General features: G+C 65.0%; 26 protein-coding genes. 17 read left to right on the top strand and 9 right to left on the bottom strand.

The features are described 5' to 3' along the window. Positions 1-44: 44 nt before the first annotated feature. The 5 genes from K5H97_RS07075 to K5H97_RS07055 form a co-directional block, all read right to left on the bottom strand. Positions 45-2,552: a TcfC E-set like domain-containing protein gene (locus K5H97_RS07075; protein ID WP_028690853.1), complete on the bottom strand. Its 2,508-nt coding sequence runs from the start codon at positions 2,550-2,552 to the stop codon at positions 45-47. An 86-nt stretch (positions 2,553-2,638) separates the two neighbouring features. Beyond that, positions 2,639-3,118 carry a CS1 type fimbrial major subunit gene (locus K5H97_RS07070; RefSeq protein WP_028690854.1) on the bottom strand — a complete coding sequence of 160 codons (480 nt, stop codon included), beginning with the start codon at positions 3,116-3,118 and terminating at the stop codon, positions 2,639-2,641. Between the two features lie 199 nt (positions 3,119-3,317). Then, positions 3,318-4,982, bottom strand: a complete 1,665-nt coding sequence (locus tag K5H97_RS07065; RefSeq protein ID WP_028690855.1) for a cation acetate symporter — start codon at positions 4,980-4,982, stop codon at positions 3,318-3,320. After that, positions 4,979-5,290: a DUF485 domain-containing protein gene (locus tag K5H97_RS07060; RefSeq protein ID WP_028690856.1), complete on the bottom strand. Its 312-nt coding sequence runs from the start codon at positions 5,288-5,290 to the stop codon at positions 4,979-4,981. The genes K5H97_RS07065 and K5H97_RS07060 overlap by 4 nt, the downstream gene beginning before the upstream one ends. A 239-nt stretch (positions 5,291-5,529) precedes the next feature. Next, entirely contained in the window at positions 5,530-6,390 is an 861-nt protein-coding gene (locus K5H97_RS07055) for a glycine betaine ABC transporter substrate-binding protein (RefSeq protein WP_028690858.1), read from the bottom strand. Positions 6,391-6,606: 216 nt separating this feature from the next. Here K5H97_RS07055 and K5H97_RS07050 point away from each other — a divergent pair, with 216 nt between their 5' ends. Continuing rightward, the gene (locus K5H97_RS07050) at positions 6,607-8,160 is read left to right on the top strand and encodes a glycoside hydrolase family 17 protein (protein ID WP_028690859.1); all 1,554 of its coding nucleotides are present in this window, start codon (positions 6,607-6,609) and stop codon (positions 8,158-8,160) included. A 59-nt stretch (positions 8,161-8,219) separates the two neighbouring features. On the opposite strand, the gene K5H97_RS07045 is transcribed toward K5H97_RS07050, so the two are convergent. Further along, on the bottom strand, positions 8,220-8,594 hold the full coding sequence (locus tag K5H97_RS07045) for a hypothetical protein (RefSeq protein ID WP_028690860.1): 375 nt from the start codon (positions 8,592-8,594) through the stop codon (positions 8,220-8,222). A 216-nt stretch (positions 8,595-8,810) separates the two neighbouring features. On the opposite strand from K5H97_RS07045, the gene K5H97_RS07040 reads away from it, so the two are divergent. Both K5H97_RS07040 and K5H97_RS07035 read left to right on the top strand, forming a co-directional pair. Continuing rightward, positions 8,811-10,109 (top strand): alpha/beta fold hydrolase family protein, encoded by a 1,299-nt coding sequence (locus K5H97_RS07040; RefSeq protein ID WP_028690861.1) that lies wholly within the window; start codon positions 8,811-8,813, stop codon positions 10,107-10,109. After that, positions 10,102-10,917, top strand: a complete 816-nt coding sequence (locus K5H97_RS07035; RefSeq protein WP_028690862.1) for an MlaA family lipoprotein — start codon at positions 10,102-10,104, stop codon at positions 10,915-10,917. The genes K5H97_RS07040 and K5H97_RS07035 overlap by 8 nt, the downstream gene beginning before the upstream one ends. Positions 10,918-11,057: 140 nt before the next feature. Here K5H97_RS07035 and K5H97_RS07030 read toward each other — a convergent pair whose 3' ends face one another. Together K5H97_RS07030 and K5H97_RS07025 are read right to left on the bottom strand one after the other, a co-directional pair. Beyond that, complete coding sequence (locus K5H97_RS07030) at positions 11,058-12,206, bottom strand: patatin-like phospholipase family protein (protein WP_028690863.1); 1,149 nt, start codon at positions 12,204-12,206, stop codon at positions 11,058-11,060. A gap of 75 nt (positions 12,207-12,281) precedes the next feature. After that, positions 12,282-13,217 carry a lipid A biosynthesis lauroyl acyltransferase gene (locus K5H97_RS07025; RefSeq protein WP_028690864.1) on the bottom strand — a complete coding sequence of 312 codons (936 nt, stop codon included), beginning with the start codon at positions 13,215-13,217 and terminating at the stop codon, positions 12,282-12,284. Between the two features lie 100 nt (positions 13,218-13,317). Here K5H97_RS07025 and minC point away from each other — a divergent pair, with 100 nt between their 5' ends. The 7 genes from minC to K5H97_RS06990 all read left to right on the top strand — a co-directional run bounded on the left by minC (position 13,318) and on the right by K5H97_RS06990 (position 19,886). Then, a complete protein-coding gene (gene minC, locus K5H97_RS07020; protein ID WP_028690865.1) occupies positions 13,318-14,079 on the top strand; it encodes a septum site-determining protein MinC in 762 nt (253 codons plus the stop codon). A gap of 96 nt (positions 14,080-14,175) precedes the next feature. Further along, entirely contained in the window at positions 14,176-14,988 is an 813-nt protein-coding gene (minD, locus tag K5H97_RS07015) for a septum site-determining protein MinD (RefSeq protein WP_028690866.1), read from the top strand. A 3-nt stretch (positions 14,989-14,991) separates the two neighbouring features. Further along, the gene (gene minE, locus K5H97_RS07010; RefSeq protein WP_011532731.1) at positions 14,992-15,246 is read left to right on the top strand and encodes a cell division topological specificity factor MinE; all 255 of its coding nucleotides are present in this window, start codon (positions 14,992-14,994) and stop codon (positions 15,244-15,246) included. 112 nt (positions 15,247-15,358) lie between these two features. Continuing rightward, a complete protein-coding gene (locus K5H97_RS07005; protein WP_028690867.1) occupies positions 15,359-15,994 on the top strand; it encodes an RluA family pseudouridine synthase in 636 nt (211 codons plus the stop codon). Positions 15,995-16,084: 90 nt separating this feature from the next. Continuing rightward, complete coding sequence (locus K5H97_RS07000) at positions 16,085-17,374, top strand: M18 family aminopeptidase (protein ID WP_028690868.1); 1,290 nt, start codon at positions 16,085-16,087, stop codon at positions 17,372-17,374. A 140-nt stretch (positions 17,375-17,514) separates the two neighbouring features. Next, entirely contained in the window at positions 17,515-17,685 is a 171-nt protein-coding gene (locus K5H97_RS06995) for a hypothetical protein (protein WP_167388396.1), read from the top strand. A 44-nt stretch (positions 17,686-17,729) separates the two neighbouring features. Then, a complete protein-coding gene (locus tag K5H97_RS06990) occupies positions 17,730-19,886 on the top strand; it encodes a mechanosensitive ion channel family protein (protein ID WP_028690870.1) in 2,157 nt (718 codons plus the stop codon). Positions 19,887-19,901: 15 nt separating this feature from the next. Here K5H97_RS06990 and K5H97_RS06985 read toward each other — a convergent pair whose 3' ends face one another. Next, complete coding sequence (locus K5H97_RS06985) at positions 19,902-20,615, bottom strand: UTRA domain-containing protein (protein WP_028690871.1); 714 nt, start codon at positions 20,613-20,615, stop codon at positions 19,902-19,904. A 327-nt stretch (positions 20,616-20,942) separates the two neighbouring features. Between K5H97_RS06985 and K5H97_RS06980 the strand changes: the two genes are divergently transcribed. The 7 genes from K5H97_RS06980 to sugE all read left to right on the top strand — a co-directional run bounded on the left by K5H97_RS06980 (position 20,943) and on the right by sugE (position 26,739). Then, on the top strand, positions 20,943-22,001 hold the full coding sequence (locus tag K5H97_RS06980; protein ID WP_028690872.1) for an ABC transporter substrate-binding protein: 1,059 nt from the start codon (positions 20,943-20,945) through the stop codon (positions 21,999-22,001). A 154-nt stretch (positions 22,002-22,155) separates the two neighbouring features. Beyond that, entirely contained in the window at positions 22,156-22,962 is an 807-nt protein-coding gene (locus K5H97_RS06975; protein WP_028690873.1) for an alkaline phosphatase family protein, read from the top strand. Next, positions 22,959-23,798 carry an ABC transporter permease gene (locus K5H97_RS06970; RefSeq protein WP_028690874.1) on the top strand — a complete coding sequence of 280 codons (840 nt, stop codon included), beginning with the start codon at positions 22,959-22,961 and terminating at the stop codon, positions 23,796-23,798. The genes K5H97_RS06975 and K5H97_RS06970 overlap by 4 nt, the downstream gene beginning before the upstream one ends. Further along, positions 23,788-24,582 carry an ABC transporter permease gene (locus K5H97_RS06965; RefSeq protein ID WP_028690875.1) on the top strand — a complete coding sequence of 265 codons (795 nt, stop codon included), beginning with the start codon at positions 23,788-23,790 and terminating at the stop codon, positions 24,580-24,582. Before K5H97_RS06970 ends, K5H97_RS06965 begins: the two co-directional genes overlap by 11 nt. 1 nt (position 24,583) lies before the next feature. Beyond that, positions 24,584-25,573, top strand: a complete 990-nt coding sequence (locus K5H97_RS06960; protein ID WP_028690876.1) for an ABC transporter ATP-binding protein — start codon at positions 24,584-24,586, stop codon at positions 25,571-25,573. Positions 25,574-25,586: 13 nt separating this feature from the next. Beyond that, a complete protein-coding gene (locus K5H97_RS06955; RefSeq protein WP_028690877.1) occupies positions 25,587-26,240 on the top strand; it encodes an HAD family hydrolase in 654 nt (217 codons plus the stop codon). A gap of 181 nt (positions 26,241-26,421) precedes the next feature. Continuing rightward, positions 26,422-26,739 carry a quaternary ammonium compound efflux SMR transporter SugE gene (gene sugE / locus K5H97_RS06950; protein ID WP_028690878.1) on the top strand — a complete coding sequence of 106 codons (318 nt, stop codon included), beginning with the start codon at positions 26,422-26,424 and terminating at the stop codon, positions 26,737-26,739. The last annotated feature ends 16 nt before the right edge of the window (positions 26,740-26,755 follow it).

The following is a 26,755-nucleotide window of genomic DNA, read 5'->3' as shown; positions in this document are numbered from 1 at the left end:
TTACCCTGAGCAGGGATCATCCGAGCTGCACCTTACTGAACGGCTTAACCCTGCCCGTTGCGTACAACCGCCTCGACCTGCGCCACCCCAGGCACACAGCGTTGGTCGCCAGCCAGCAGCACATCGTCCTCCCGCGCCAACGTGCTCACGTCCAGACTCAGCAGGCATACCGCCTGCCCCTGCTGGCGAATCTCCAAAGTAGGGTTCAACTCGCTCATCTCGACCGCAAAGAAGCCATCGGTTTCGGTGACACTGCGGCTGGCGTGGTTGATCAACTGGGCGCCGCGCATCGGCTTGCCATGCTCGTCAAACAGGCGCCCAAGCACGGTAACAGTGCGCAACACCCGCAGTTCACGGTATTCGATGCCGCCACGGTTGAGGTGATAGTCCAGGCTCGCGGGCTGGATAACGGCTGCGGTGACCGCGCTGCCCTCAAAATCGAACTGCACATGCCCGGCCTTGTAGGCTGCAACCGGGATCAGGTTGCGCCCAGGCTGCAGGTTGGCGGAACCGCCATGGAGGTCGTCGGCGCGCAGCTTCAACCCCTCGATATCGGTCTCGACATCAACGATCAGCCCGGCCTGGTGCGGCAGGTACTGACCACTCATGGCCGCCTTGCCTGCTCCCACGGCCAACATGCTCTGCAGATTCAGGCCACCGGTGAAGTCGCCGCTGTAGGACGAACGCTGGACATAGGCATCGCCGTGCACGACCTGACTCTCGAACTGGGTATCGCCGCCAAGCCCTGCGCCGTAGCGGTCCGCACTGAGCGTTGCGCCGACGCTGCGCAGCGGGCCGATATCGACATCTTGCTGGTAGGCCAGCGAGGCGTTGAGATCGCGCCCGCCGTCGCGCGAGGTGCGGCTACCGACACTGGCGGACACACGCCGACCACTGCCGCCACCCAGACTCATGCTCAGGCTCAAGTTGACGCCGCGGCTGCGAGATTCGCCGGTGGCTGCCGTTCCTGGACGATCGAACAGCGACAACCGCCAGTTGGCATCGGAGCCCAGCAGCCGACCATAGTAAGCCCACCCCAGGTCGAGACCGGTGCCGGCATTGACATCTTCAGACTGCGAAAGCCGCATGCTGACGGTATTGCGCGGGTCGAGGCGATGGTTCAGCGACAGGGACGACTGTGTCTGGCGCGCCTGGAATGGCCGCCGCGCTCTATCATCGAGGCGGCGCCAGTCAGGGCGCGCCAGCCAGGTTCGGCTGTGGCTGGCAACCAACGAACCGCTGTCATAGGCATGGATCAGCTGGATGTCGTAGCCGTTGCCCTGCCCTTGCGTCTGGAACAGGTTGGCGTACAGCTTGAAACGCTCACGCATATCCCAGTCCAGCGAGGTGCCATACTGCATGGCGTCATCAACCCGTTGCGCCGACATACCCAGGATCGCCCGCGGATGCAACATGTAGTTGGCCAGCACGCCAGCGGCGAGGCTGTCGTCGGTATCACGCTCCCAGTTGCTCAGCAATGTGCTCTGGCGCCCCAGGTAAAGGTTGTAGCGCCAGGGCGCATCGGTGCTGCGCCAGTTACTGGGTTTGTAGATGAACTCCTGACTGCGCGAGGTTTCCTGGCCGTCTTCGACCAGCCGTACCTCGACTTCGTAGATGCCCCCGGGCAGGACCTTGGTGTCGAGGGTCTGCAAACCAGGCTGCACCGGTTGACTGTTGATCAGCACGCCATTGCGATAGACCTCGGCGACGGCGGGACGATTAGGGGTAACGTAGATCGGCGTGGTGCTGGGTGCGCCAGTATCGATGGCCAGGCTGTCGCTGCTGCCCAGCATCAAGCCGAAGGTGGTATCGGCCGTGCTTCCCATCAACCGCGGCTGGCGGGTCAACCCCTGGGCACTGGGGGTGAAGTAGCCCAGCCGATAAAACTGGTTTTCTACCAGGCGCTCGGCATACAGCTGGTCGACCCGGTGGCGCGTGCCCTGGCGGCTGTCGCTACCCCGGTCAAGCTGGCCATCGGCCAAGGTGGTCCAATTGCCGACGCTGCCCTGGCCCTGCAATGCATAACGACCACTGGTGGCATGGCCGTCATTGACCAGGTTGAGCTGGTTGCGTAGTAGCAGCCCATAGCTGCCCTGCTCCGGCTGGCGGTAAAAACGTTCACTGACCTCAGCGATCTCGGCCTGGTCGGTCAATAGTGACAGCTGCGAGTTCACTAGGCTGTAGTGCACCGCGCGCAGGCCGTCGGGGCAATCACCGCGGCAGTCCCCCAAAGGACGGCCGTCAAACAGGCGCTCGTGCCAGCGGCGGCGGAGGCTTTCCGGTTCACGGCTGTCGAGGGTATCGGTGAACTCCAGCAGCTGCACGCGCTGATCGCGACTGAGCACCACCATGGCATCACCCAGGTAGCGCCCATCAAGGTCGACCCGGACCGCCAGCGGCACATCAAAAAAATGCGCTTCGAACTCGCGCGGCAGGCCATCGACGGCACCAAGTGCATTGCCGGCGGCCTGGCTAGCGGGCGCGTGGACGGCCAGCCAGGCCGGCAACAGCAAGCAGCGGCCCATGGCCGCCAGGATGGAATGATTGGTCATGAGGTGTCGCTTGCAGGCAATACCCACCCGTCCCTCGGCGGGAGCCGAGGGTCAGGGGGAACAACGGATGAACGAAGAGAGAAGGCTCAGGGTGCGGCGGTTTCGAAGATCATGCTCACCAGGCCCTGGTAATTGCCAGGCACATAACCGCTCGCCGGCGCGGGCTGGGCCGCCACCTCGAAGCCGATGATCGCGCCCGGTGCCGCCTGGGTGGCGCTGACGACTTCGGCCGGGGTGGTCTGCAGCACGGTGTCGCCGACCTTGACGTCGAGGCCGATGTTTTCGGTGCCGCTGGCGATGACCGCCGGCGAAACCAGATAGGCGGTGATCGGGCCCACAGTGCTCTTGACCTGCAATTGCTTGCGGATCGGATCGAGCTTGGCCTGATACGAGTTCCAGGCCATTTCCTGCGGGTCGTTCATCCAGTTGCCGCCTACCGGCTCGACGAAGAAAGCGTCGGTCGGCACCTGGGCGGTCACCTGTACCTGCTTCTCGATCGGGTCCACCGCAAAAGCGGAGCCTGCGAAGAACATGGCCAGGGGAAGGGCGAGTAACGTGCGGTTCACGAATCTGATCTCCTTAAATTGGTCAATGCCTGCCGGCGCGCGGCCAGCGGGTGAGGAGAAGTATTGGCGAACACGTCGCGGCGATGACTAAGACCGTTCCGAGCGGGCCTAAGAAATTTCCTAGCGGCAGGTAATGCGACAACTCTGAAAGCACAATGCCCCGGCATAGGCCGGGGCATTGTGTGTTCAGCTCAAGGTATCAGTGCGATACCGCGCCACTGGCTCCCAGGCCGGTCTGCGAGCGGACGAACTGTGGGAAGAACAGCGCGCGCTCGTTCTCGGCAGCCTTGGACTTGTCGGTAACCGAGAAGAACCAGATGCCGGCGAAAGCGATGATCATCGAGAACAGCGCCGGGTACTCGTACGGGTAGATGGCTTTCTCGTGACCGAGGATCTGCACCCAGATGGTCGGGCCGAGAATCATCAGGCCCACCGCGCTGATCAGGCCCATCCAGCCACCGATCATGGCGCCGCGGGTGGTCAGCTTCTTCCAATACATCGAGAGCAGCAGCACCGGGAAGTTGCAGCTGGCGGCGATGGAGAAGGCCAGGCCGACCATGAAGGCGATGTTCTGCTTCTCGAACAGGATGCCCAGACCAATCGCCAGCACGCCCAGGGCGATGGTGGTGATCTTCGACACGCGGATCTCGTCTTTGTCGTTGGCCTTGCCCTTGCGCCAGACACTGGCGTACAGGTCATGGGACACCGCCGAGGCACCGGCCAGGGTCAGGCCGGCGACCACCGCCAGGATGGTGGCGAAGGCCACTGCCGAGATGAAGCCGAGGAACACGCTGCCACCCACGGCATCGGCCAAGTGCACCGCCGCCATGTTGTTGCCGCCGATCAGGGCGCCGGCGGCGTCCTTGAAGTCGGGATTGGTGCTGACGAGCAGGATCGCGCCGAAGCCGATGATGAAGGTCAGGATGTAGAAGTAGCCGATGAAACCGGTGGCGTAGAGCACCGACTTGCGCGCTTCCTTGGCGTCGCTGACGGTGAAGAAGCGCATCAGGATGTGCGGCAGGCCCGCGGTGCCGAACATCAGCGCCAAGCCCAGCGAGAACGCCGAGATCGGATCCTTGACCAGGCCGCCCGGGCTCATGATCGCCTCGCCCTTGGCATGCACCTTGATCGCTTCGGAGAACAGGGTGTTGAAGTCGAAGCCCACGTGTTTCATCACCATCAGCGCCATGAAGCTGGCACCGGACAGCAGCAGCACCGCCTTGATGATCTGCACCCAGGTGGTGGCGAGCATGCCGCCGAACAGCACGTACAGGCACATCAGGATGCCCACCAGGATCACCGCCACGTGGTAGTCCAGGCCGAACAGCAGCTCAATGAGCTTGCCGGCACCGACCATCTGCGCGATCAGGTAGAACGCCACCACCACCAGCGAGCCCGAGGCCGACAGGGTGCGGATTTCCTTCTGCCCGAGACGATACGAGGCCACGTCGGCAAAGGTGTACTTGCCCAGGTTGCGCAGGCGCTCGGCGATCAGGAACAGGATGATCGGCCAGCCGACGAGGAAGCCGATGGAGTAGATCAGACCGTCGTAGCCCGAGGTGAACACCAGCGCGGAAATACCCAGGAACGAGGCCGCCGACATATAGTCGCCGGCGATCGCCAGGCCGTTCTGGAAGCCAGTGATCTTGCCGCCGGCGGCGTAATAGTCGGCCGCCGACTTGTTGCGTTTGGAGGCCCAGTAGGTAATGCCCAGGGTGAAGGCGACGAAAGCCACGAACATGGCGATCGCCGAGACGTTCAGCGGCTGTTTCTGCACCTCGCCGGTCAGGGCATCGGCGGCCCACACGGCGGGTGCGAAGGCACCGCAGGCCAGGACGGCCAGGGCTTTGGCGTGACGGATCATTGCTTGGCCTCCTCGAGAATGGCCTTGTTCAGTTCATCGAACTCGCCGTTGGCGCGACGCACGTAGAGCGCGGTGAGCACGAAGGCCGAGACAATCAGGCCGACGCCCAGGGGAATGCCCCAGGTGATGGACGAATCGGGGCTGAGCTTGGCGCCCAGCACGTGCGGGCCATAGGCGATGAGGAGGATGAAGGCGCAGTACAGGCCGAGCATGATCGCCGAGAGAATCCAGGCGAAGCGCTCACGCTTGGTGACCAGTTCCTTGAAGCGCGGACTGTTCTGTATCGATTGGTAAATGCTGTCATTCATTGTTTTTGTCCTAGCAGCACAGAGTAGGGAGAACCCGACTCCAACTTTATGCTGCCGCTGGACGCCAACCAGACGACCTTAGTCTTAGATGCAACGGTGTTTTGCAAGATCGGTAACAAATCCTGGGGACGCTGCGCGCCCTTTTCGCCGGCAAGCCGGCTCCGACAGGGGATCTGCGCCGACACTGCGGGAGCCGGCTTGCCGGCGAAAGGGCTGCACGGCAGCCCCATCTCAAGCCATCACTTGCCGGTCCACTCCTTGACCCGCTCCGGATGCTTGGCCAGCCAGTCCTTGGCCGCGGCCTCCGGCTTGGCGCCTTCCTGAATCGCCAACATCACTTCGCCGATCTCGTCCTTGGACTGCCACTGGAATCTCTTCAGGAACTCGGCCACTTCCGGCGCCTTGCTCGCCAGTTCCTTGCTGCCGATGCTGTTGACCGTCTCGGCGGCGCCGTACACGCCCTTGGGATCCTCGAGGAACTTGAGCTTCCACTTGGCGAACATCCAGTGCGGCACCCAGCCGGTCACGGCGATGGACTGCTGCTTGGCGTAGGAGCGGCCCAGCTCGGCGGTCATCGCCGCGCCGGAACTGGCCGTCAGTTTGTAGCCGGTCAGGTCGTAGTCCTTGATGGCCTGCTCGGTCTTGAGCATGACCCCGGAGCCGGCATCGATGCCGACGATCTTGTTCTTGAAGCTGGCATCGGTCTTGAGGTCGGCGATGCTGTTGGCCTTGACGTACTCGGGGACGATCAGGCCGATCTTGGCATCCTTGAAGTTCGGTCCGTAGTCGACGACGTTGTCCTTGTTCTTGGCCCAGTACTCGCCATGGGTCACCGGCAGCCAGGCCGAAAGCATGGCATCGAGCTTGCCGGTGGCCACGCCCTGCCACATGATCCCGGTGGCCACGGCCTGCAGCTTCACGTCATAGCCGAGTTTCTGCCTGATCACTTCGGCGGCCACGTTGGTCGTGGCCACGCTGTCCGACCAGCCATCCACGTAACCGATGCTCACTTCCTTGGCCATGGCCTGCGCAGTGCTCATGGTCAATACCAGGGCGGCGCCCACACTCAGGAAACGTCGTACTCTTGTAAAAGTCGCCATCAAAGCATCCCTCGTCAGGTCTTGGAGAGAGCATCATCGACCTGCCCCCGCGCACGACCTGCTCTGTCAGCGACCTCCAGCGAACGATCAGCGACAGCACTGTGCCATTAACGCCATGACACTCGATCGACCTGCGCGATCCTTGCATGCCAAAGGCTTGGCGCCGGTCATTTGCGGCTATCATCTAGCCCTTTGTGCTTGACGACGGACTGCCCGATGCCCAGTAACACCCGACTGCTCCTGCCTGCGTACCTGCTCGCCTGCCTGCTCGCCCTTGGCGGCCTGTGGGCGCTCTGGTACGGCCTCGGCAAGCCGGTGCACCTGCCTGATGCGGCGAGCCCGACGCACAAGCTGCAGTGCGCGTCCTACACCCCCTTCGACAAGGACCAGTCGCCGTTCGACCAGCCGTTTCGCCTACGCCCGGCGCGCATGGACGCCGACCTGGCGTTGCTGAGCGAGCGATTCCAGTGCATCCGCACCTATTCGATGACCGGCCTTGAGGCAATCCCGGCGCTGGCCCGCCAGCATGGCCTGAAGGTGATGCTCGGCGCCTGGGTCAACGCCAACCCGATGGACACCGACAAGGAAGTCGAACGGCTTATCGCCGCGGCCAACGCCAACCCCGACGTGGTCAGCGCGGTGATCGTCGGCAACGAGGCGCTGCTGCGCAAGGAAGTCACCGGCGAGCGCCTGGCCGGGCTGATCGAGAAAGTGAAAAGCCAGGTCAAGGTGCCGGTGACCTACGCCGACGTCTGGGAATTCTGGCTGCAACACCCGCAGATCGCACCGGCGGTGGACTTCCTCACCATCCACCTGTTGCCCTACTGGGAAGACGACCCGCGTGGCATCGATGCGGCGCTGGCCCATGTGGCCGAGGTGCGCCAGGTGTTCGGCAACCGCTTCGCGCCCAAGGACGTCCTGATCGGCGAGACCGGCTGGCCCAGCGAAGGACGCCAGCGCGAAACCGCCGAGCCGAGCCGGGTCAACGAGGCGCGTTTCATCCGCGGCTTCGTCGCCTTGGCCGAAGCCAACGGCTGGCGCTACAACCTGATCGAGGCATTCGACCAGCCCTGGAAACGTGCCAGCGAAGGCGCCGTGGGCGGCTACTGGGGGCTATACGATGCCGACCGCCAGGACAAGGTCGTGCTCGAAGGGCCGGTGAGCAACCTGGCGTTGTGGCCGCAGTGGTTGCTGGCCAGCGTGTTGCTGATGCTGGCGACCCTGACCCTGGCCGGGCGCCCGGCAAGCCGCCGTGCCGCCCTGCTGCTGCCGTTGCTGGCGGCCCTGGGTGCCGGCAGCCTGGGGCTGTGGGGGGAACTGATGCGCACCAATGCCCGCTTTGTCGGGGAGTGGCTGTGGGCGGGTGCCCTGGCTGGCTTGAACCTGTTGGTGCTGGCCCACGGCGCACTGGCCCTGGCTCGTCCAGACGGCTGGCGCCAGCGGCTGTTCACCTGGCTCGAGGCGCACGCGGGCACCTGGTTGCTGGCGGCGGGATTCGCCGCGGCAGTGAGCATGCTGGCGATGGTGTTCGACCCGCGTTATCGCAGCTTTCCCAGCGCGGCGTTGCTGTTGCCGGCGGTGGTCTATCTGCTGCGACCGGTGCCGGCGCGGCGGGCGGAGGTGGCGTTGCTGGCCTTTATCGTGGGCGCTGGAGTGGCACCGCAGTTGTTCCAGGAAGGGTTGGCGAATCGACAGGCATGGGGCTGGGCGGTGGTCAGCGTGTTGATGGCTGGCGCGTTATGGCGAAGCCTCAAACTGCGCTTGGCGTGAACCGATTGCGAGGACTTCGTCCTCGATTCGCCGGCATGCCGGCTCCCACAGGCCAGGCGTCATGCCCTGTGAGAGCCGGCTTGCCGGACCAGCCGCAATCCCGCCAATACCACGGCAAACACCGCGATGCTCGCGGTATAGAGCACCAGTGCCGGAATCCCGAACAGCAGCGCCAGCGCCGCCAGCCACCACCCGCCTCGGCCAGGCGTCAGTTGGCTGAGCAACGCCAACCCCAATGCCCCCCAGGCAATGGCCTGGAAATGTATCCCCAAGCCCAGCAGCGAACGCGCCTGGCATTGCCAGACCTCTCCCGGCACGCTGCACAGCCCGACCCACCGGGCATCCTCCATCAGCCCATAACGCACGCCATAACTGGCGGCCAGCCACAAGGGCAGGAACAGCAACAGGGCAACGACTGGCCACCAACGCGCCATGCGGATCTCCAATAGCGGTAATCTAAGCATTGCATGATCGCCCACGGGCCGCGACAAGGCAAAATCATGGCCCTGCAGCTATGTTGCACAAGACAAATGTTGTCCGGCGCGGCAACATCTTGTGCGACGAACGACAGGGCAACGGGCAACTTTGTCCAACACGCCGTGGTCCTAGCCTGCGTATTGCACGACCTTGCGTTTTCCTTGGGGGACTACATGCTTCGATCTTTGCGCCTCGCCGCCCTGCTCGGCGGCCTGCTCCTGGCTGCGGCCGCATCGGCGCGGGATATCGACGCGGCGAGCTACGGCTATCCGTTGACCAACCCGTTCGAGGCGACCATCGCCACCACGCCGCCTGAACAGCGCCCGACGCTGCCCAGCGACGACGATATCGACCAGGCCGACTACAGCCTTACCCTGCGCCCGGAGCGCGAGTTCACCCTGCCCGACAACTTCTGGTCGGTGAAGAAACTGCGCTACCGCCTGGCCAAGCAGGACCACGAGGCGCCGTTGATCTTCTTGATCGCCGGTACCGGCGCGCCCTACTCCAGCAGCATCAACGAGTACCTGAAGAAACTGTTCTACCAGGCCGGCTACCACGTGGTGCAGCTGTCATCGCCGACCAGCTGGGACTTCATGAGCGCCGCTTCGCGCTTCGCCACTCCCGGGGTGACCAGCGAGGACGCCAAGGACCTGTACCGGGTCATGCAAGCGGTGCGCGCCCAGCAGGCACGCCTGCCGGTCAGCGAGTACTACCTCACCGGCTACAGCCTCGGGGCGCTGGACGCGGCGTTCGTCAGCAAGCTCGACGAAACCCGCCAGAGCTTCAACTTCAAGCGCGTGCTGCTGCTCAACCCGCCGGTCAACCTGTACACCTCGATCACCAACCTGGACAAGCTGGTGCAGACCCGGGTCAAGGGCATCGACCGCAGCACCACCTTCTATGAGTTGATGCTGGAGAAACTGACCCGTTACTTCCAGGACAAGGGCTACATCGACCTCAACGAAGCGCTGCTGTATGACTTCCAGAAGTCGCGCCAACACCTGTCCAATGAACAGATGGCCATGCTCATCGGCACTTCGTTCCGCTTCTCGGCCGCCGACATTGCCTTCACCTCCGACCTGATCAACCGCCGTGGCCTGATCATTCCGCCTAAGTTCCCGATTACCGAGGGCAGCAGCCTGGAGCCGTTCTTCAAACGGGCGCTGCAATGCGACTTCGACTGCTATCTGACCGAGCAGGTGATCCCCATGTGGCGGGCGCGCACCGACGGCAACAGCCTGCTGCAACTGGTCGACCAGGTGAGCCTGTACGCGCTGGAGGACTACCTGCGCGCCAGCCCCAAGATCGCCGTGATGCATAACGCCGACGACGTGATCCTCGGCCCCGGCGACATCGGTTTCCTGCGCCGGGTGTTCGGCGAACGGCTGACGCTCTACCCCCATGGCGGCCATTGCGGCAACCTCAACTACCGCGTCAACAGCGACGCCATGCTGGAGTTCTTCCGTGGTTAACAGACTGCTGCTCGTCACCGCCCTGCTCGCCAGCGGCTGCGCCCTGGCCGAGGAAGTCGCGCCGCGTGCCAGCGTGGTCGAGGCCGACAAGACCGAAACCCTGACCGTGGAGGCCGACGGCTTCGTCGATCCGCTGCGCGAACTCAAGTTCAACCCCGGCCTGGACCAGCGCGAGTTCGAACGCTCGACCCTGGCCGCGCTGAACATCTACGACCCGCTGGAGTCGCTGAACCGGCGCATCTACCACTTCAACTACCGCTTCGACCAGTGGGTGTTCCTGCCGGTGGTCGATGGCTACCGCTACGTCACCCCCAGCTTCGTGCGCACCGGGGTGAGCAACTTCTTCAACAACCTGGGCGACGTGCCCAACCTGTTCAACAGCGTGCTGCAGCTCAAGCCCAAGCGTTCAGCAGAAATCACCGCGCGGCTGATGTTCAACACCATCATCGGTGTCGGCGGCCTGTGGGACCCGGCGACCAAGATGGGGCTGCCCCGGCAGAGCGAGGACTTCGGCCAAACCCTGGGCTTCTACGGGGTACCGGACGGGCCATACCTGATGCTGCCGATCCTCGGGCCATCGAACCTGCGCGATACCACCGGACTGGTGGTCGACTACGTGGGGGAGAAGGAGATCAACTACCTGAACGTGCCCGACACCGCCAGCGACCACCCGGAGCTCACCGTGCTGCGGGCGGTGGACAAGCGCTACAGCACCAACTTCCGCTACGGGCAGACCAACTCGCCGTTCGAATACGAGAAGCTACGGTATGTGTATACCCAGGCGCGCAAGTTGCAGATCGCCGAATAAGCGCTGTGGGAGCGGCCTTGCCGAGGCGTCGGACCGGTCGGAAAGGGCCGCAAAGCGGCCCCGGCAATCTTGAACCGGGCACACATCCTGGGGCTGCATCGCAGCCCTATCGCGACGCAAGGCCGCTCCCACAGGAGTGTTCAGCCAGGCAGTCCGAGGAACTGACACAGCTCCCGTTTCTTGGCCAACGCATCCTTGCGCCCCAACTCGATCAGCTCGCTGCAATAGCTCGCCTCGAACAGCAGGTAGCTCAGCACCCCCGCCCCGCTGGTCTTGGTAGCGCCAGGCCCACGCAGGAAAAGCCTCAGCGCCGCTGGCAACTCGCGCCGATGACGGGCGGCGATCTCGTCCAGCGGCTGGCTGGGCGCCACCACCAGCACCTCGATCGGCGCCAGCCCCAGGCGCCGGGCGTCCAGGTGCGCCGGCATCAGGTGGCTGAGATGGTTGAGCCGCTGCAGCAACTCGATATCGTCCTCGAGACTGTCGATGAACGTGCTGTTGAGCATATGCCCGCCGATCTGCGCCAGGCTCGGCTGCTGGCCGCTGAACACGCGCTGGGTGGGCAAGGGCGGCGCCGGGCGCTGGGGGTTGCCACTGACGCCGACCACCAGCACGCGGCTGGCGCCCAGGTGCAGCGCCGGGCTGATCGGCGCCGACTGGCGCACCGCGCCATCTCCGAAGAACTCATCGCCCAGGCGCACCGGCGCGAACAACAGCGGGATCGCCGAGCTGGCCAGCAGGTGGTCGATGGTCAACGGCGTGGGCATGCCGATGCGCCGGTGGCGCAGCCAGGGCTCGATGGTGTCGCGCCCCTGGTAGAAGGTCACCGCCTGGCCGGACTCGTAGCCAAAGGCGGTCACGGCAATGGCGCGCAACTGATTGGCCGCCAGGGAGTGGGCGATGCCGTCCAGGTCCAGGTGCTCATGCAGCAGGCGGCGCAGCGGGCGACTGTCGAGCAGCGCCACCGGCACCTGGCCGCCGAGCCCCAGCAGGCTGTGGCCGACGAAGCGGCTGGCCTGGCGGATCACCCCGGGCCAGTCGCTGCGCAGCACCAGGTGGCTGCGAAAGTTCTGCCAGAAGGCGGTCAGGTGCTGCACCGATTCGGCGAAGCGGGTAGCCCCGCTGGCCAGCTTGACGGCATTGATCGCGCCAGCAGAGGTACCGACGATTACCGGGAAGGGATTGGCCGCCCCAGGAGGCAGCAGCTCGGCGATGCCGGCCAGCACGCCGACCTGGTAGGCCGCGCGGGCACCGCCGCCGGAGAGGATCAGGCCGGTGGTTGAGGTCATTGCTCCTCCCTGGAATCAGTGCTTGCCAGTGACCGCCCTATCGCGGGGCCAGCCCGCTACCACGCGGCCCTAGTGTCATTTTTTCTTCTTGTCGTACAGCCGTGGCTCGCCCTCGGGCCGCGACTTGAAGCGCCGGTGCGCCCACAGGTACTGCTCCGGGCACTCGCGCAGCACGCCCTCTACCCACTGGTTGATGCGCAGGCAGTCGGCCTCCTCGGTTTCGCCGGGGAAGTCAGCGAGCGGCGGATGCACCACCAGACGATAGCCGCTGCCGTCCTCCAGGCGCCGCTGGGTGAACGGAACCACCCGGGCCTTGCCCAGCCGGGCGAACTTGGTGGTGGCGGTGACGGTGGCCGCGGGAATGCCGAACAGCGGCACGAAGATACTCTGCTTGATGCCATAGTCCTGGTCCGGCGCGTACCAGATCGCCCGGCCCTTGCGCAGCAGCTTGAGCATGCCGCGCACGTCGTCGCGCTCCACGGCCAGCGAATCGAGGTTGTGGCGCTCGCGACCGCGGCGCTGGACGAAGTCGAACACCGGGTTGCCGTGCTCGCGGTACATGCCGTCGATGGTGTGGGCCTGCCCCAGCAGCGCGGCGCCGATCTCCAGGGTGGTAAAGTGCACGGCCATGAGGATGGCGCCCTCGCCTTCGCGCTGGGCGGCCTGCAGGTGCTCGATGCCCTCGATGTGGGCCAGGCGCGCCAGCCGGGCCTTTGGCCACCACCAGCTCATGGCCATCTCGAAGAAGGCGATGCCGGTGGAGGCGAAGTTTTCCTTGAGCAGATATTGCCGTTCGTCGCCGGACAGTTCGGGGAAACACAGCTCGAGGTTGCGCGCGGCAATGCGCCGGCGCTCGCCGGCTACCCGGTACATCACCGCGCCCAGGGCGCGGCCCAGGCCCAGCAGGGCACGGTACGGCAGTTGGGCGACCAGCCACAGCAGGCCCAGGCCCAGCCACAGCCCCCAGAATCGCGGGTGGAGGAAAGAGGATCGAAAACGCGGGCGTTCCATTGAAGCTTCCGGCAAGACATGAGCCCGGCATTCTACATCGGTTGCGGGCAATCGGTCTTATCGCTATAAGTCAGGGCACTTTTTTCGCAACAAGCCGTCTATGCAGACCATGAGCCCCAACCAGACACCCGACAACGCCCCCGTGTTCCAGCTCAAGGGCAGCATGCTTGCCATCACCGTGCTGGAACTGGCGCGCAACGACCTCGAATCCCTCGACCGCCAGCTGGCGGCGAAGGTGGCGCAGGCGCCGAATTTCTTCAGCAACACCCCGCTGGTGCTGGCCCTGGACAAGCTGCCCCATGACTCGGGCGCCATCGACCTGCCCGGGCTGATGCGCGTGTGCCGTCACCATGGCCTGCGCACCCTGGCGATCCGCGCCAGCCGCATCGAGGACATCGCCGCGGCGATCGCCATCGACCTGCCGGTGTTGCCGCCGTCGGGTGCCCGTGAACGCCCGCTCGAGCCCGAACCGGAAGCGAAGAAGCCCGAACCCGCGCCAGCTCCGCCACCGGCGCCGGCCGAACCCGAGGTGCGCCCGACCCGCATCATCACCTCGCCGGTGCGCGGCGGCCAGCAGATCTACGCCCAGGGCGGCGACCTGGTGGTGACAGGCTCGGTCAGCCCCGGCGCGGAACTTCTCGCCGATGGCAACATCCATGTGTACGGCGCCATGCGCGGCCGCGCCCTGGCCGGTATCAAGGGCAACACCAAGGCGCGCATCTTCTGCCAGCAGATGACCGCGGAAATGGTCTCCATCGCCGGCCAGTACAAAGTGTGCGAAGACCTGCGCCGCGACCCGCTGTGGGGCTCGGGCGTGCAGGTCAGCCTGTCCGGCGACGTGTTGAACATCACCCGTCTTTAACGGATACTTGCCGGCATTTTTAGCGCAACTTTTTTCCCGTTGCCGTTTTTTGTATTTGCAGGGACACGCGTCCCGTTTATTTAGGGGTGAAACACCTTGGCCAAGATTCTCGTCGTCACTTCCGGCAAGGGGGGTGTGGGCAAGACCACCACCAGCGCCGCCATCGGTACCGGCCTCGCACTGCGCGGCTACAAGACTGTCATCGTCGACTTCGACGTCGGCCTGCGTAACCTCGACCTGATCATGGGCTGCGAGCGCCGCGTGGTGTACGACTTCGTCAACGTGGTCAACGGCGAGGCCAACCTGCAGCAGGCCCTGATCAAGGACAAGCGCCTGGAGAACCTGTTCGTGCTGGCCGCCAGCCAGACCCGCGACAAGGACGCCCTGACCCAGGAAGGCGTGGAAAAGGTCCTGATGGAGCTGAAGGAAACCTTCGACTACGTCATCTGCGACTCGCCGGCCGGTATCGAGAAAGGCGCGCACCTGGCAATGTACTTCGCCGACGAAGCCATCGTCGTGACCAACCCCGAGGTGTCCTCGGTACGCGACTCCGACCGCATGCTGGGCATCCTGTCGAGCAAGTCGCGCCGCTCCGAGAACGGCGAGGAGCCGATCAAGGAACACCTGCTGATCACCCGTTACCACCCCGAGCGCGTCGAGAAGGGCGAAATGCTCAGCATCGCCGACGTCGAAGAGATCCTGGCGATCAAGCTCAAGGGTGTGATTCCCGAGTCGCAAGCCGTTCTCAAGGCCTCCAACCAGGGCATCCCGGTCATCCTTGACGACCAGAGCGATGCCGGCCAGGCGTACAGTGACACCGTCGACCGTCTGCTGGGCAAAGAGAAGCCCCTGCGGTTCATCGACGTGCAGAAGCAAGGATTCTTCGCGCGTCTGTTTGGAGGCAAGTAAACCATGAACCTTTTTGACTTCTTTCGTGGCAGACAGAAACAGACCAGCGCGTCGGTAGCGAAAGAGCGTCTACAGATCATCGTGGCGCACGAGCGCGGCCAGCGCAGCACCCCGGACTACCTGCCCGCCCTGCAGAAGGAGCTGGTCGAGGTGATCCGCAAGTACGTCAACATCGGCAACGACGATGTGCAGGTGGCGCTGGAGAACCAGGGCAGCTGCTCGATCCTGGAGCTGAACATCACCCTGCCCGAGCGCTGATCTTTCAGTAGCTCAGGGTTACCTTGTGGGAGCGGGCTTGCCCCGCGATTGCCTCCAATGGCCGTCGCGGGGCAAGCCCGCTCCCACAATGCTTTGCAGAGAACACCTGAACATGCCGCTGTCGAACATCCAGATCCTTCACGAAGACGCCGCCATCCTGGTGATCAACAAGCCGACCCTGCTGTTGTCGGTGCCGGGTCGCGCCGAGGACAACAAGGACTGCCTGATCACCCGCCTGCAGGAAAACGGCTACCCGGATGCCCTGATCGTCCACCGCCTGGACTGGGAAACCTCGGGGATCATCCTGCTCGCCCGCGACGCCGACAGCCACCGCGAGCTGTCGCGCCAGTTCCACGACCGCGAGACCGAAAAGGCCTATACCGCGCTGTGCTGGGGCCAACCGACCCTGGACAGCGGCAGCATCGACCTGCCGCTGCGCTATGACCCGCCGACCAAGCCGCGCCATGTGGTCGACCACGAACAGGGCAAGCACGCCCTGACCTTCTGGCGCATCGTCGAACGCTGCGCCGATCATTGCCGGGTCGAGCTGACACCGATCACCGGGCGCTCGCACCAGTTGCGCGTGCACATGCTGTCGATCGGCCACCCGCTGCTGGGCGACCGGTTGTACGCCAACCCCGAGGCGCTGGCGGCCCATGAGCGGCTGTGCCTGCATGCGTCGATGCTGAGCTTCACCCACCCGGTATCTGGCGAACGCCTGAAGTTCGAGTGTCCGGCGCCGTTCTGATTACTCGAGCCGTATAGTGCCAGCAACAGGGCCGGCACAAATTTTCGAGCAATTACGCTAAACTCGCGCCACTGCTGTCTGGAGTGACTTATGCGCGATGCCCTGAATGCCGGCCTGATCGAATTCCTCAAGGCCTCCCCGACGCCCTTCCATGCCACCGCCAGCCTCGCGCAGCGCCTCGAGGCCGCCGGCTACCAGCGTCTGGACGAACGCGACAGCTGGGCCACCGTGCCCGGTGGTCGCTACTACGTGACCCGCAACGATTCCTCGATCATCGCCATCAAGCTCGGCAAGCTCTCGCCGCTGTTGGGCGGCATCCGCATGGTCGGCGCCCACACCGACAGCCCATGCCTGCGGGTCAAGCCGCAGCCCGAGCTGCAACGCCAGGGCTTCCTGCAACTGGGCGTGGAAGTGTACGGCGGCGCCCTGCTTGCCCCTTGGTTCGACCGCGACCTGTCGCTGGCCGGCCGGGTTACCTTCCGCCGTGATGGCAAGGTGGAAAGCCAGCTGATCGACTTCAAGCTGCCGATCGCCGTAATCCCCAACCTGGCGATCCACCTCAACCGCACCGCCAACGAAGGCTGGCAGATCAACCCGCAGACCGAGCTGCCACCGATCCTGGCCCAGGTGGCCGGCGACGAGCGCGTCGACTTTCGCGCCCTGCTCACCGAGCAGTTGGCCCGCGAGCACGACCTCAACGCCGATGTGGTGCTCGACTACGAGCTGAGCTTCTACGACACCCAGGACGCCGCGTTGATTGGCCTGAACGGCGACTTCATCGCCGCCGCCCGCCTGGACAACCTGCTGTCGTGCTATGCCGGCCTGCAGGCCTTGCTGGGTGCCGATAGCGACGAGACCTGCGTGCTGGTGTGCAACGACCACGAGGAAGTCGGCTCCTGCTCGGCCTGCGGCGCCGACGGCCCCATGCTCGAGCAGACCCTGCAACGCCTGCTGCCCGAAGGCGACGACTACGTGCGCACCATCCAGCGCTCGCTGATGGTCTCGGCCGACAACGCCCACGGCGTGCACCCCAACTACGCCGACAAGCACGACGGCAACCACGGGCCCAAGCTCAACGCCGGCCCGGTGATCAAGGTCAACAACAACCAGCGCTACGCCACCAACAGCGAAACCGCCGGGTTCTTCCGCCACCTGTGCATGGCCGAGGAAGTGCCGGTGCAGAGCTTCGTGGTGCGCAGTGACATGGGCTGCGGCTCGACCATCGGCCCGATCACCGCCAGCCACCTGGGCGTGCGCACGGTCGACATCGGCCTGCCGACCTTCGCCATGCACTCGATTCGCGAACTGTGCGGCAGCCATGACCTGGCGCACCTGGTGAAGGTGCTCAGCGCCTTCTACCGCAGCCGCGAACTGCCCTGACGGCCAACCCGCTCCCACGCGGACCTGTGGGAGCGGCGGTGTGCCGATGCGACTTGCCCACCGCCTGCCCCCGGTCAATCCGCCTCGCTTGCAAAGCGCTATGCTTGATACATGGCCCCCAAAACAGAAGGATGCTGTTCATGTCATCGCCGTTCCTGTCCCTGTTCGTGCCGGTGTTCCTGTTCCTGATGCTGCTGACCATCGGCTTCAGCCTGCGCGAGCGCAATGTCGGCGTGTTGATGATGTGGATCGGCACCCTTGGCATTTTCGGCCTCACCTGCTGGAAGATCCTCGAGAAACTGCCGTCGTAAACCACTACACTCGGGCAAACGTTTGACCTGAGGTAGAGTTTCCGGTGCCAGCCCTCCTGCGTTGCATCACGCTGCTGTTCCTGCTGTTCATCACCCCGGTGCACGCCGCCGGCCTGCCGGGCCTGCTCGGTTCCAGCACACCCGCCCAGCCCGAAGCCAGCGAACCGCTGGGCAAGTCGCTGGACGAGGTGATCAAGAGCCTGGAGAACGACCAGCAACGGGCCAAGCTGCTGGCCGATCTGAAGAAGCTGCGCGACGCCAGCAAACAAGCGCAACCCACGGTGGAACAGGGCGTGCTCGGCCTGATCGGTGGCGCCCTGCACGATTTCGAGCAGCAGTTCAGCGGCGATGCCAGTCCGTTCAAGCGCTGGTCGCTGGAAATCGACCAGGCGCAGGATGAGTTGGCCGCGCTGGTGGTGCCGGTGCACCAGTGGCCGGCGATCCTGTTCGGCTTTGCCGGGGTGATCCTGGTCTGGAGCCTGCTGGCCTACACCTTCAACTGGATCGGCCACCGCGTGCGCCTGCGCTTCGGCCTGACCGAGGAACTGCCCCAGCACCCGCGTACCTGGGACCTGGTGCGCTTCGCCCTGCGCAAGCTGGGACCGTGGCTGGTGGCGCTGGTGTTCACCGTGTACCTGAGCTTCGCCCTGCCCTCCTCGCTGGGCAAGTCGATGGCCATGGTGCTGGCCTACGCACTGGTGGTCGGCACACTGTTCTCGGCGATCTGCGTGATCGCATTCTCGCTGCTCGATGGCCCGCATCGCCACCGCGCCCTGCATATCCTGCGGCACCAGGCGTTCCGCCCGCTGTGGCTGATCGGCAGCTTCGCCGCGTTCGGCGAGGCGATGAGCGACCCACGCCTGACCACTGCCCTGGGCAGCCACCTGGCCCACGCCCTGGCCACCCTGGCCAATGTCGTCGCGGCGCTGTGCACCGGGCTGTTCATCCTGCGCTTTCGCCGCCCGATCGCCCACCTGATCCGCAACCAGCCCCTGTCCCGACGCCTGACCCGGCGCACCCTGAGCGACACCATCGAGCTGCTCGGCAGTTTCTGGTACCTCCCGGCGCTGATCCTGGTGGCGATCTCGCTGTTCGCCACCTTCGTTTCCGCCGGCGACACCAGCACTGCCCTGCGCCAGTCGCTGATGTGCACGGTGCTGGTAGTGGTGTGCATGGTGCTCAACGGTCTGGTGCGGCGCCACGCCGCCAAACCCCGGCGCGCCAACAAGCGCCAGGCGGTCTACACCGAACGCCTGCGCAACTTCGGCTACGTGCTGGTGCACCTGTTCATCTGGCTGGTGTTCATCGAGCTGGGCCTGCGCGTCTGGGGCCGCTCGATGATCAGCTTCGCCGAGGGCGACGGCCATGAAGTGAGCCTGCGCCTGCTGGGCCTGGCCGGCACGCTGATCGTCGCCTGGCTGGTGTGGATCCTCGCCGACACCGCCGTGCACCATGCCCTGGTGCGCTCGCGCCGTGGCCTGGCCAACGCCCGGGCACAGACCATGATGCCCTTGATCCGCAACGTGATGTTCGTGGTGATCTTCATCATCGCGGTGATCGTCGCCCTGGCCAACATGGGCATGAACGTCACCCCGCTGCTGGCCGGTGCCGGCGTCATCGGCCTGGCCATCGGTTTCGGCGCCCAGTCGCTGGTGGCCGACCTGATCACCGGGCTGTTCATCATCATCGAGGACTCGCTGGCCATCGACGACTACGTCGACGTCGGCGGCCACCTGGGCACGGTCGAAGGCCTGACCATCCGTACCGTGCGCCTGCGGGACATCGACGGCATCGTGCACACCATCCCGTTCAGCGAGATCAAGAGCATCAAGAACTACTCGCGGGAGTTCGGCTACGCGATCTTCCGCGTGGCCATCCCGCACAGCATGAACATCGACCAGGCCATCACGCTGGTCCGCGAAGTGGGCCAGAAGCTGCGCAACGACCCGCTGATGCGCCGCAACATCTGGTCGCCGCTGGAGTTGCAGGGGGTGGAGAGCTTCGAGTCGGGCTCGGCGATCCTGCGGGCGCGGTTCAAGACCGCGCCGATCAAACAGTGGGAGGTGTCGCGGGCGTTCAACCTGGCCTTGAAGCGGCAGCTCGATGAAGCCGGTCTGGACCTGGCGACGCCACGGCTGTCAGTGCAGGTGGTGACGGCTGGCGGTGGCGGCATGGCTGAGACCGGAGGCGCTAGCAGTTAGGGCCGCTTCGCGCCCCTAGCCCGCCTCGGCGCGGATGCGGATCGCATCGTGCCGCCAGTATTCCAGGTCACAGTCGATCAGATGCCCATGCTGGTCGCTGTTGACCCGGGTGATGTGCAAGCCCGGGCTGCCCGTCGAGACCTTCAGCGCCCCTGCCGCCGCCACTGGCAACGCGGTCGGCAGGATCTCGAAGCACACCTGCCCATAGTGAATGGCGTACTCCCGCGCATAGATCTCGGTCAGCGACCGGGCCAGGTCCAGCTCGAGGATCCCCGGGAAGTAGCGCGGGTTGAGATAGTGCTCGGCGTACAGCACCGCCCGCCCATCGATGCGCCGCAAACGGCAGATCCGCACCACGCTGGACAACGCCGGCAGGCGCAGGCGCGCGCAGATCGCCGCCGAGGCCGGTTGCAGGCGTGCCGACAGCAACTCGGTGCTCGGCACCCGCCCCTGGTCGCGCACCATCGCATGGAAGTGGCTGCGCTCGATCAGGTCGTAGGTCAGACGCTCGGGCGCGACGAACCAGCCACGGCGCTCCTCGCGGTAGATCAGCCCTTGGGCCTCCAGCTGCACCAGTGCCTCGCGCAGGGTGATGCGCGTGGTGTCGAACACTTCGCTGAGCCGACGCTCGGCCGGCAGCTTGCCGCCGGGGGCCAGCAGGCCGTGTTCGATCTGCTCCTGCAGGGCATGGCAGATGACTGTTACCGCGCGCGGTGGCGTCGCTTGCATCAAAGGTTACCTATCTGGACTAGTCCAGCCCCATAAAGGGGCATGTGGCGATGGCTACAAGCCTAGGCAAGGCTGATGAACATCCTGTGACAAAGCCTCGCCCAGGGACTTGCCAGATCCGGGCCAGGCCACGCGATTCAAGGCTTTCGATGTGGTCTACGCTGTATCCCGAGAGCCATCGGCCTGCCACCCACTCCTTCTTCTTACATCAAACTGTCACGCAACAGGCCTACCTTGGCTCAAGGTTTGCTGACCTAGACCAGGGGTTCGCAAGCACCGCTTCTGTTCATAACAACGAATGCAAGGCACCCACCAAAGGAGCTTCGGATGAAAAAGTTGTTCATGGCGTCACTGCTCGGTTCGGCCATCGCTTTTTGCACCTCGGCCATGGCCCAGGACCTCAAGGCCCTTGAAGACGCCGCCCGCAAGGAAGGCACCGTCAACAGCGTGGGCATGCCCGATGCCTGGGCCAACTGGAAAGGCACCTGGGACGACCTGGCGAAAAAATACGGCCTCAAGCACAGCGACACCGACATGAGCTCGGCCCAGGAGATCGCCAAGTTCGACGCCGAGAAGGACAACGCCAGCGCCGACATCGGCGACGTCGGCGCCGCCTTCGGTCCGATCGCGGTCGCCAAGGGTGTCACCCAGGCCTACAAGCCGAGCACCTGGGACCAGGTGCCGGCGTGGGCCAAGGACCAGGACGGCCACTGGGCGCTGGCCTACACCGGCACCATCGCCTTCATCATCAACAAGGACCTGGTCAAGGAAGACGAACGCCCGACCACCTGGCACGACCTGGAAAAGGGCAAGTACAAGGTCGCCATCGGTGACGTCGGCACCGCCGCCCAGGCCGCCAACGGCGTGCTCGCCGCCGCCATCGCCTACAAGGGCGACGAGAGCAACATTGAGCCGGGCCTGCAGCTGTTCACCAAGCTGGCCCAGCAGAAGCGCCTGTCGCTGGCCAACCCGACCATCCAGACCCTCGAGAAGGGCGAGGTGGAAGTCGGCGTGGTATGGGACTTCAACGGCCTGAGCTACCGCGACCAGATCGACCCGAAACGCTTCGAGGTGCTGATCCCATCGGACGGCTCGATCACCTCCGGCTACACCACCATCATCAACAAATACGCCAAGCACCCGAACGCGGCCAAGCTTGCCCGTGAGTACATCTTCAGCGATGCCGGGCAGACCAACCTGGCCATCGGTCACGCCCGGCCAATCCGCGCCGAGCACCTGAAGCTGCCAGCGGACGTGCAGGCCAAGCTGCTGCCCAACGAGCAGTACAAGGCCGCCCAGCCGATCAAGAACGCCGAAGCCTGGGAAGCGACCTCCAAGGCCCTGCCGCAGAAGTGGCAGGAGCAGGTGATCATCGAGATGGAGTAAGGCTGGGCCAACCCGGGGCAGCTGCGCAGCCCATCGCGACGCAAGGCCGCTCCCACAGGGCCCACGTCGCCCCAGAGGTTTGCACTACCTCTGTGGGAGCGGCCTTGCGTCGCGAAAGGAGGGCAAAGCCCTCCCCGCTTTTTCGGAGTCATAAATGAACCACAACGTCATCCTGGTCCTGCTCGACGGCCTCAACCACCAGGTCGCGCACCATGCCATGGGCCACCTGCACGCCTACGTCGAGGCCGACCGCGCCGCGCTGTACCGGGTGGAGTGCGAGCTGCCGTCACTGTCGCGACCGCTGTACGAATGCATCCTCACCGGCGTGCCGCCGATCGACAGCGGCATCGTCCATAACAACGTCAACCGCCTGTCCAACCAGCGCAGCGTGTTCCACTACGCCCGCGAGGCCGGCCTGGGCACTGCCGCCGCGGCCTATCACTGGATGAGCGAGCTGTACAACCGCTCACCCTTCGACCCCCTGCGCGACCGCCATACCCACGCGCCGAAGCTGCCGATCCAGCACGGCCTGTTCTACTACGCAGACCACTACCCCGACTCGCACCTGCTGGCCGACGCCGAATACCTGCGCCGCCGCCATGCGCCGAACTTCCTGCTGGTGCACCCGATGAACATCGACGACGCCGGCCACCGCCACGGCCTGGACAGCAGCCAGTACCGCAACGCCGCCCGCAGCGCCGACATCCTGCTGGCCGACTACCTGCCGCGCTGGCTCGAAGAGGGCTACCAGGTGCTGGTCACCGCCGACCACGGCATGAACAACGACCGCTCGCACAACGGCCTGCTGGCCGAGGAACGCGAAGTGCCGCTGTTCGTGTTCGGCGAGGCGTTCAGCCTCGATCCCGCGGCCAAGCCGTTGCAGACCGAGCTGTGCGGCACGATCTGCGAGCTGCTCGGCGCCGCCCACGACAAACCGGTCTGCCGGGAGCTGCTCAAGTGAATGCAAGCCATCGCGGCCGCTACCTGGCCCTGCTCTGCCTGCTGCCGTTCGCCGTGTTCTTCATCATCTTCCAGATCGCGCCGCTGGCCTGGGTCGCCCTAAACAGTCTGCAGGGCGAAAGCGGCTGGGGCCTGGCCAACTTCAGCAAGGTCTTCGCCTCGAAGTTCTACCTGCAGGCGTTGCAACGCAGCCTGGAGATCAGCTTCTGGTCGAGCCTGTTCGGCATCGTCATCGCCACCCTGGGCGCCTATTCACTGCGCCAGGTCGACTCGAAACTGCGCGACTTCGTCAGCGCCTTCGCCAACATGACCAGCAATTTCGCCGGCGTGCCCCTGGCGTTCGCCTTCATCATCCTGCTCGGTTTCAATGGCGCACTGACGCTGCTGCTCAAGCAGATGGGCCTGCTCGGCGACTTCAGCATCTACTCCAAGACCGGCCTGATCCTGGTGTACACCTACTTCCAGATCCCCCTGGGCGTGCTGCTGCTCTACCCGGCCTTCGACGCCCTGCGCGAGGACTGGCGCGAGTCCGCCGCACTGCTCGGCGCCAGCCACTGGCAGTTCTGGCGGCATATCGGCCTGCCGGTGCTGACCCCGGCGCTGCTCGGCACCTTCGTCATCCTGCTGGCCAACGCCCTCGGCGCCTACGCCACTGTCTACGCCCTGACCACCGGCAACTTCAACGTGCTGCCGATCCGCATCGCGGGCCTGGTGGCCGGCGACATCAGCCTCGACCCGAACCTGGCCAGCGCCCTGGCGATGGTGCTGGTGGGCCTGATGACCGTGGTCACGGTGATCCATCAATGGCTGCTCAAGAGGAGCTACCATGCGCGCTGAAAACAACGCTGGCGGGCTCTACCACCGCGTGGTGGTGTACCTGCTGTTCCTGATCCTGCTGCTGCCGCTGGCCGGCACCCTGCTCTACTCGTTGGCCACCAGTTGGTCGGCGACCCTGCTGCCCAGCGGTCTGACCTTCAAGTGGTACGTCGCACTGTGGAGCGAGCCGCGCTTTCTCGCCGCCTTCGGCCAGTCGCTGCTGGTATGCGTCGGCGCGCTGCTGCTCTCGGTGCTGCTGATCCTGCCGTTGCTGTTCGTGGTCCACTACCACTTCCCCAAGCTCGACGCGCTGATGAACGTCCTCATCCTGCTGCCGTTCGCCGTGCCGCCGGTGGTGTCGTCGGTGGGTCTGCTGCAGTTGTACGGCAGCGGGCCGATGGCCATGGTCGGCACGCCGTGGATCCTGATCGGCTGCTACTTCACCATCGCCCTGCCGTTCATGTATCAAGCCATCACCAACAACCTGCAGGCCATCAACCTGCGCGACCTGATGGACGCCGCCCAGCTGCTCGGCGCCAGTACCTGGCAGGCGGCGTTCCTGGTGGTGCTGCCCAACCTGCGCAAGGGCCTGATGGTGGCGCTGCTGCTGTCGTTCTCGTTCCTGTTCGGCGAGTTCGTGTTCGCCAACCTGCTGGTGGGCACCCGCTACGAGACCCTGCAGGTGTACCTGAACAACATGCGCAACAGCAGCGGCCACTTCAACAGCGCGCTGGTCATCTCCTACTTCGCCTTCGTGCTGGTGCTGACCTGGGTCGCCAACCGCCTGAACAAGGACAAGACCTGACATGAGCTTCGTCAGCGTACAGAAACTGCAAAAGAGCTACGCCGGCAGCCCGGTGTTCGAGAACATCGACTGCCAGATCGAGCGCGGCGAGTTCGTCACCCTGCTCGGCCCCTCCGGCTGCGGCAAGTCCACCCTGCTGCGCTGCATCGCCGGGCTGACCCCGGTGGACAGCGGGCGGATCCTGCTCGACGGCCAGGACATCGTGCCGTTGAGCCCGCAGAAGCGTGGCATCGGCATGGTGTTCCAGAGCTACGCCCTGTTCCCCAACATGACCGTGGAACAGAACGTCGCCTTCGGCCTGCGCATGCAGAAGGTCAAGGCCGACGAGAGCCAGGCGCGGGTGCGCGAAGTACTCGACCTGGTGGAGCTGGGCAGCTTCGCCGGGCGCTACCCGCACCAGCTGTCCGGCGGCCAGTGCCAACGCGTGGCCCTGGCCCGCTCGCTGGTCACCCGCCCGCGCCTGCTGCTGCTCGACGAGCCGCTGTCGGCACTGGATGCGCGCATCCGCAAGCACCTGCGCGAGCAGATCCGCGCCATCCAGCGCGAGCTGGGGCTGACCACCATCTTCGTCACCCACGACCAGGAAGAGGCGCTGACCATGTCGGACCGCATCGTCCTGATGAACCAGGGCCGCATCGTCCAGAGCGGCGATGCCGAGACCCTCTACACCGCGCCCGTGGACCTGTTCGCCGCGGGCTTCATCGGCAACTACAACCTGCTCGACGCCGACAGCGCCAGCCGCCTGCTGCAACGCCCGGTCAGCGGACGCCTGGCAATCCGCCCGGAGTCGATCACCCTGGGCCTGAACGGTGAGCTCGACGGCGAGATCCGCAGCCACAGCCTGCTGGGCAACGTCATCCGTTACCGGGTGCGGGTGCGCGACGTCGAGCTGGTGGTCGACGTGCTCAACCGCTGCGCGGCCGACCTGCACGCGGACGGGCAGCGGGTATCCTTGTCGATCGACCCCACGGCGCTACGGGAAGTGGCCTAAGGAGCATCAACGCATGGCACTGGCAATCTTCGATCTGGACGAAACCCTGATCCACGGCGACTGCGCGTCGCTTTGGAGCGAGCAGATGGCCCGGCTGGGCTGGGTGGACGGCAAGGCTTTCCTCAAGCGCGACCACGAGCTGATGGAAGCCTACGGCAAGGGCCACCTGGCGATGGAGGACTACATGGCCTTCAGCCTGGAGCCCATCGCCGGGCGTACCCTGGAAGAGGTCGAGCACCTGGTCGAGCCCTGGGTGGAGGATGTGATCGAGCCGATCATCTACGGCGACGCCTGCCGTTGCATCGCCGAACACCGCAAGCGCGGCGACCGGATCCTGATCATTTCGGCCAGCGGCACCCACCTGGTCGGACCGATCGCGGCGCGCCTGGGCGTCGACGAGTACCTGGCCATCGAGCTGGAGGCGGTCAACGGCGTGTTCACCGGCAAGACCCACGGCGTGCTCACCTACCGCGAAGGCAAGATCACCCGCCTGCTGGAGTGGCTGGACCAGGAACAGGAAAACCTGGAGGGCGCGAGTTTCTACTCGGATTCACGCAACGACCTGCCGCTGCTGCTGAAGGTCGATCACCCGCACGTGGTGAACCCGGACCCGGTGCTGCGCGAGCATGCGCAGACCAATGGCTGGCCCATCCTGAGCTGGTCTTGACGTAGGTGTACATGCGTACCGGCCAGCCAGTGACGATGGCCGGTACAAGCACCATTGATCCGTCACGCTTGCCTCGCCCGCGGCAAATGTGCAGTATAGTGCGCACTGTGAGGACGGCCTCACGACGCTGTGCGTGAACATACCGGGGACGGCCCCATCATTGAATCGATGGAGACTTACCATGTCCTGGATCATCCTGTTCTTCGCCGGCCTGTTCGAAGTCGGCTGGGCTGTCGGCCTCAAGTACACCGACGGCTTCACCCGCCCCCTGCCGACCATTCTCACCGTCGGCGCCATGGTCATCAGCCTCGGCCTGCTGGGCCTGGCCATGAAGGAACTGCCGCTGGGCACCGCCTATGCTATCTGGACCGGTGTCGGCGCGGTCGGCACGGTGATCGCCGGGATCATCCTGTTCGGCGAATCCATGGCGCTCATCCGCCTGGCCAGTGTCGCCCTGATCATCACCGGCCTGGTCGGCCTGAAGGTCAGCGCCAGCTGACCTCCCTCCGTTTCCC

Origin of the sequence: Pseudomonas mosselii (genome assembly GCF_019823065.1) — a bacterium.
In the GTDB taxonomy this organism is placed as follows: domain Bacteria; phylum Pseudomonadota; class Gammaproteobacteria; order Pseudomonadales; family Pseudomonadaceae; genus Aquipseudomonas; species Aquipseudomonas mosselii.
Note: the sequence above shows the minus strand (reverse complement) of the source record. Positions and strands in the feature narration are given on the sequence as shown.

Bases quoted from the DNA above. Each gene is read 5' to 3' on its own strand.
- K5H97_RS07000 (WP_028690868.1), top strand. From the start codon at position 16,085: ATGCGCGATGCCCTGAATGCCGGCCTGATCGAATTCCTCAAGGCCTCC.
- K5H97_RS07005 (WP_028690867.1), top strand. From the start codon at position 15,359: ATGCCGCTGTCGAACATCCAGATCCTTCACGAAGACGCCGCCATCCTG.
- K5H97_RS06960 (WP_028690876.1), top strand. From the start codon at position 24,584: ATGAGCTTCGTCAGCGTACAGAAACTGCAAAAGAGCTACGCCGGCAGC.
- K5H97_RS06995 (WP_167388396.1), top strand. From the start codon at position 17,515: ATGTCATCGCCGTTCCTGTCCCTGTTCGTGCCGGTGTTCCTGTTCCTG.
- K5H97_RS07040 (WP_028690861.1), top strand. From the start codon at position 8,811: ATGCTTCGATCTTTGCGCCTCGCCGCCCTGCTCGGCGGCCTGCTCCTG.
- K5H97_RS07030 (WP_028690863.1), bottom strand. From the start codon at position 12,206: ATGACCTCAACCACCGGCCTGATCCTCTCCGGCGGCGGTGCCCGCGCG.
- K5H97_RS06955 (WP_028690877.1), top strand. From the start codon at position 25,587: ATGGCACTGGCAATCTTCGATCTGGACGAAACCCTGATCCACGGCGAC.
- sugE (WP_028690878.1), top strand. From the start codon at position 26,422: ATGTCCTGGATCATCCTGTTCTTCGCCGGCCTGTTCGAAGTCGGCTGG.
- K5H97_RS07050 (WP_028690859.1), top strand. From the start codon at position 6,607: ATGCCCAGTAACACCCGACTGCTCCTGCCTGCGTACCTGCTCGCCTGC.
- K5H97_RS07075 (WP_028690853.1), bottom strand. From the start codon at position 2,552: ATGACCAATCATTCCATCCTGGCGGCCATGGGCCGCTGCTTGCTGTTG.
- K5H97_RS07065 (WP_028690855.1), bottom strand. From the start codon at position 4,982: ATGATCCGTCACGCCAAAGCCCTGGCCGTCCTGGCCTGCGGTGCCTTC.
- K5H97_RS06975 (WP_028690873.1), top strand. From the start codon at position 22,156: ATGAACCACAACGTCATCCTGGTCCTGCTCGACGGCCTCAACCACCAG.
- K5H97_RS07060 (WP_028690856.1), bottom strand. From the start codon at position 5,290: ATGAATGACAGCATTTACCAATCGATACAGAACAGTCCGCGCTTCAAG.
- K5H97_RS06985 (WP_028690871.1), bottom strand. From the start codon at position 20,615: ATGCAAGCGACGCCACCGCGCGCGGTAACAGTCATCTGCCATGCCCTG.
- K5H97_RS07045 (WP_028690860.1), bottom strand. From the start codon at position 8,594: ATGGCGCGTTGGTGGCCAGTCGTTGCCCTGTTGCTGTTCCTGCCCTTG.
- minE (WP_011532731.1), top strand. From the start codon at position 14,992: ATGAACCTTTTTGACTTCTTTCGTGGCAGACAGAAACAGACCAGCGCG.
- K5H97_RS06980 (WP_028690872.1), top strand. From the start codon at position 20,943: ATGAAAAAGTTGTTCATGGCGTCACTGCTCGGTTCGGCCATCGCTTTT.
- minC (WP_028690865.1), top strand. From the start codon at position 13,318: ATGCAGACCATGAGCCCCAACCAGACACCCGACAACGCCCCCGTGTTC.
- K5H97_RS07055 (WP_028690858.1), bottom strand. From the start codon at position 6,390: ATGGCGACTTTTACAAGAGTACGACGTTTCCTGAGTGTGGGCGCCGCC.
- K5H97_RS07025 (WP_028690864.1), bottom strand. From the start codon at position 13,217: ATGGAACGCCCGCGTTTTCGATCCTCTTTCCTCCACCCGCGATTCTGG.
- K5H97_RS06965 (WP_028690875.1), top strand. From the start codon at position 23,788: ATGCGCGCTGAAAACAACGCTGGCGGGCTCTACCACCGCGTGGTGGTG.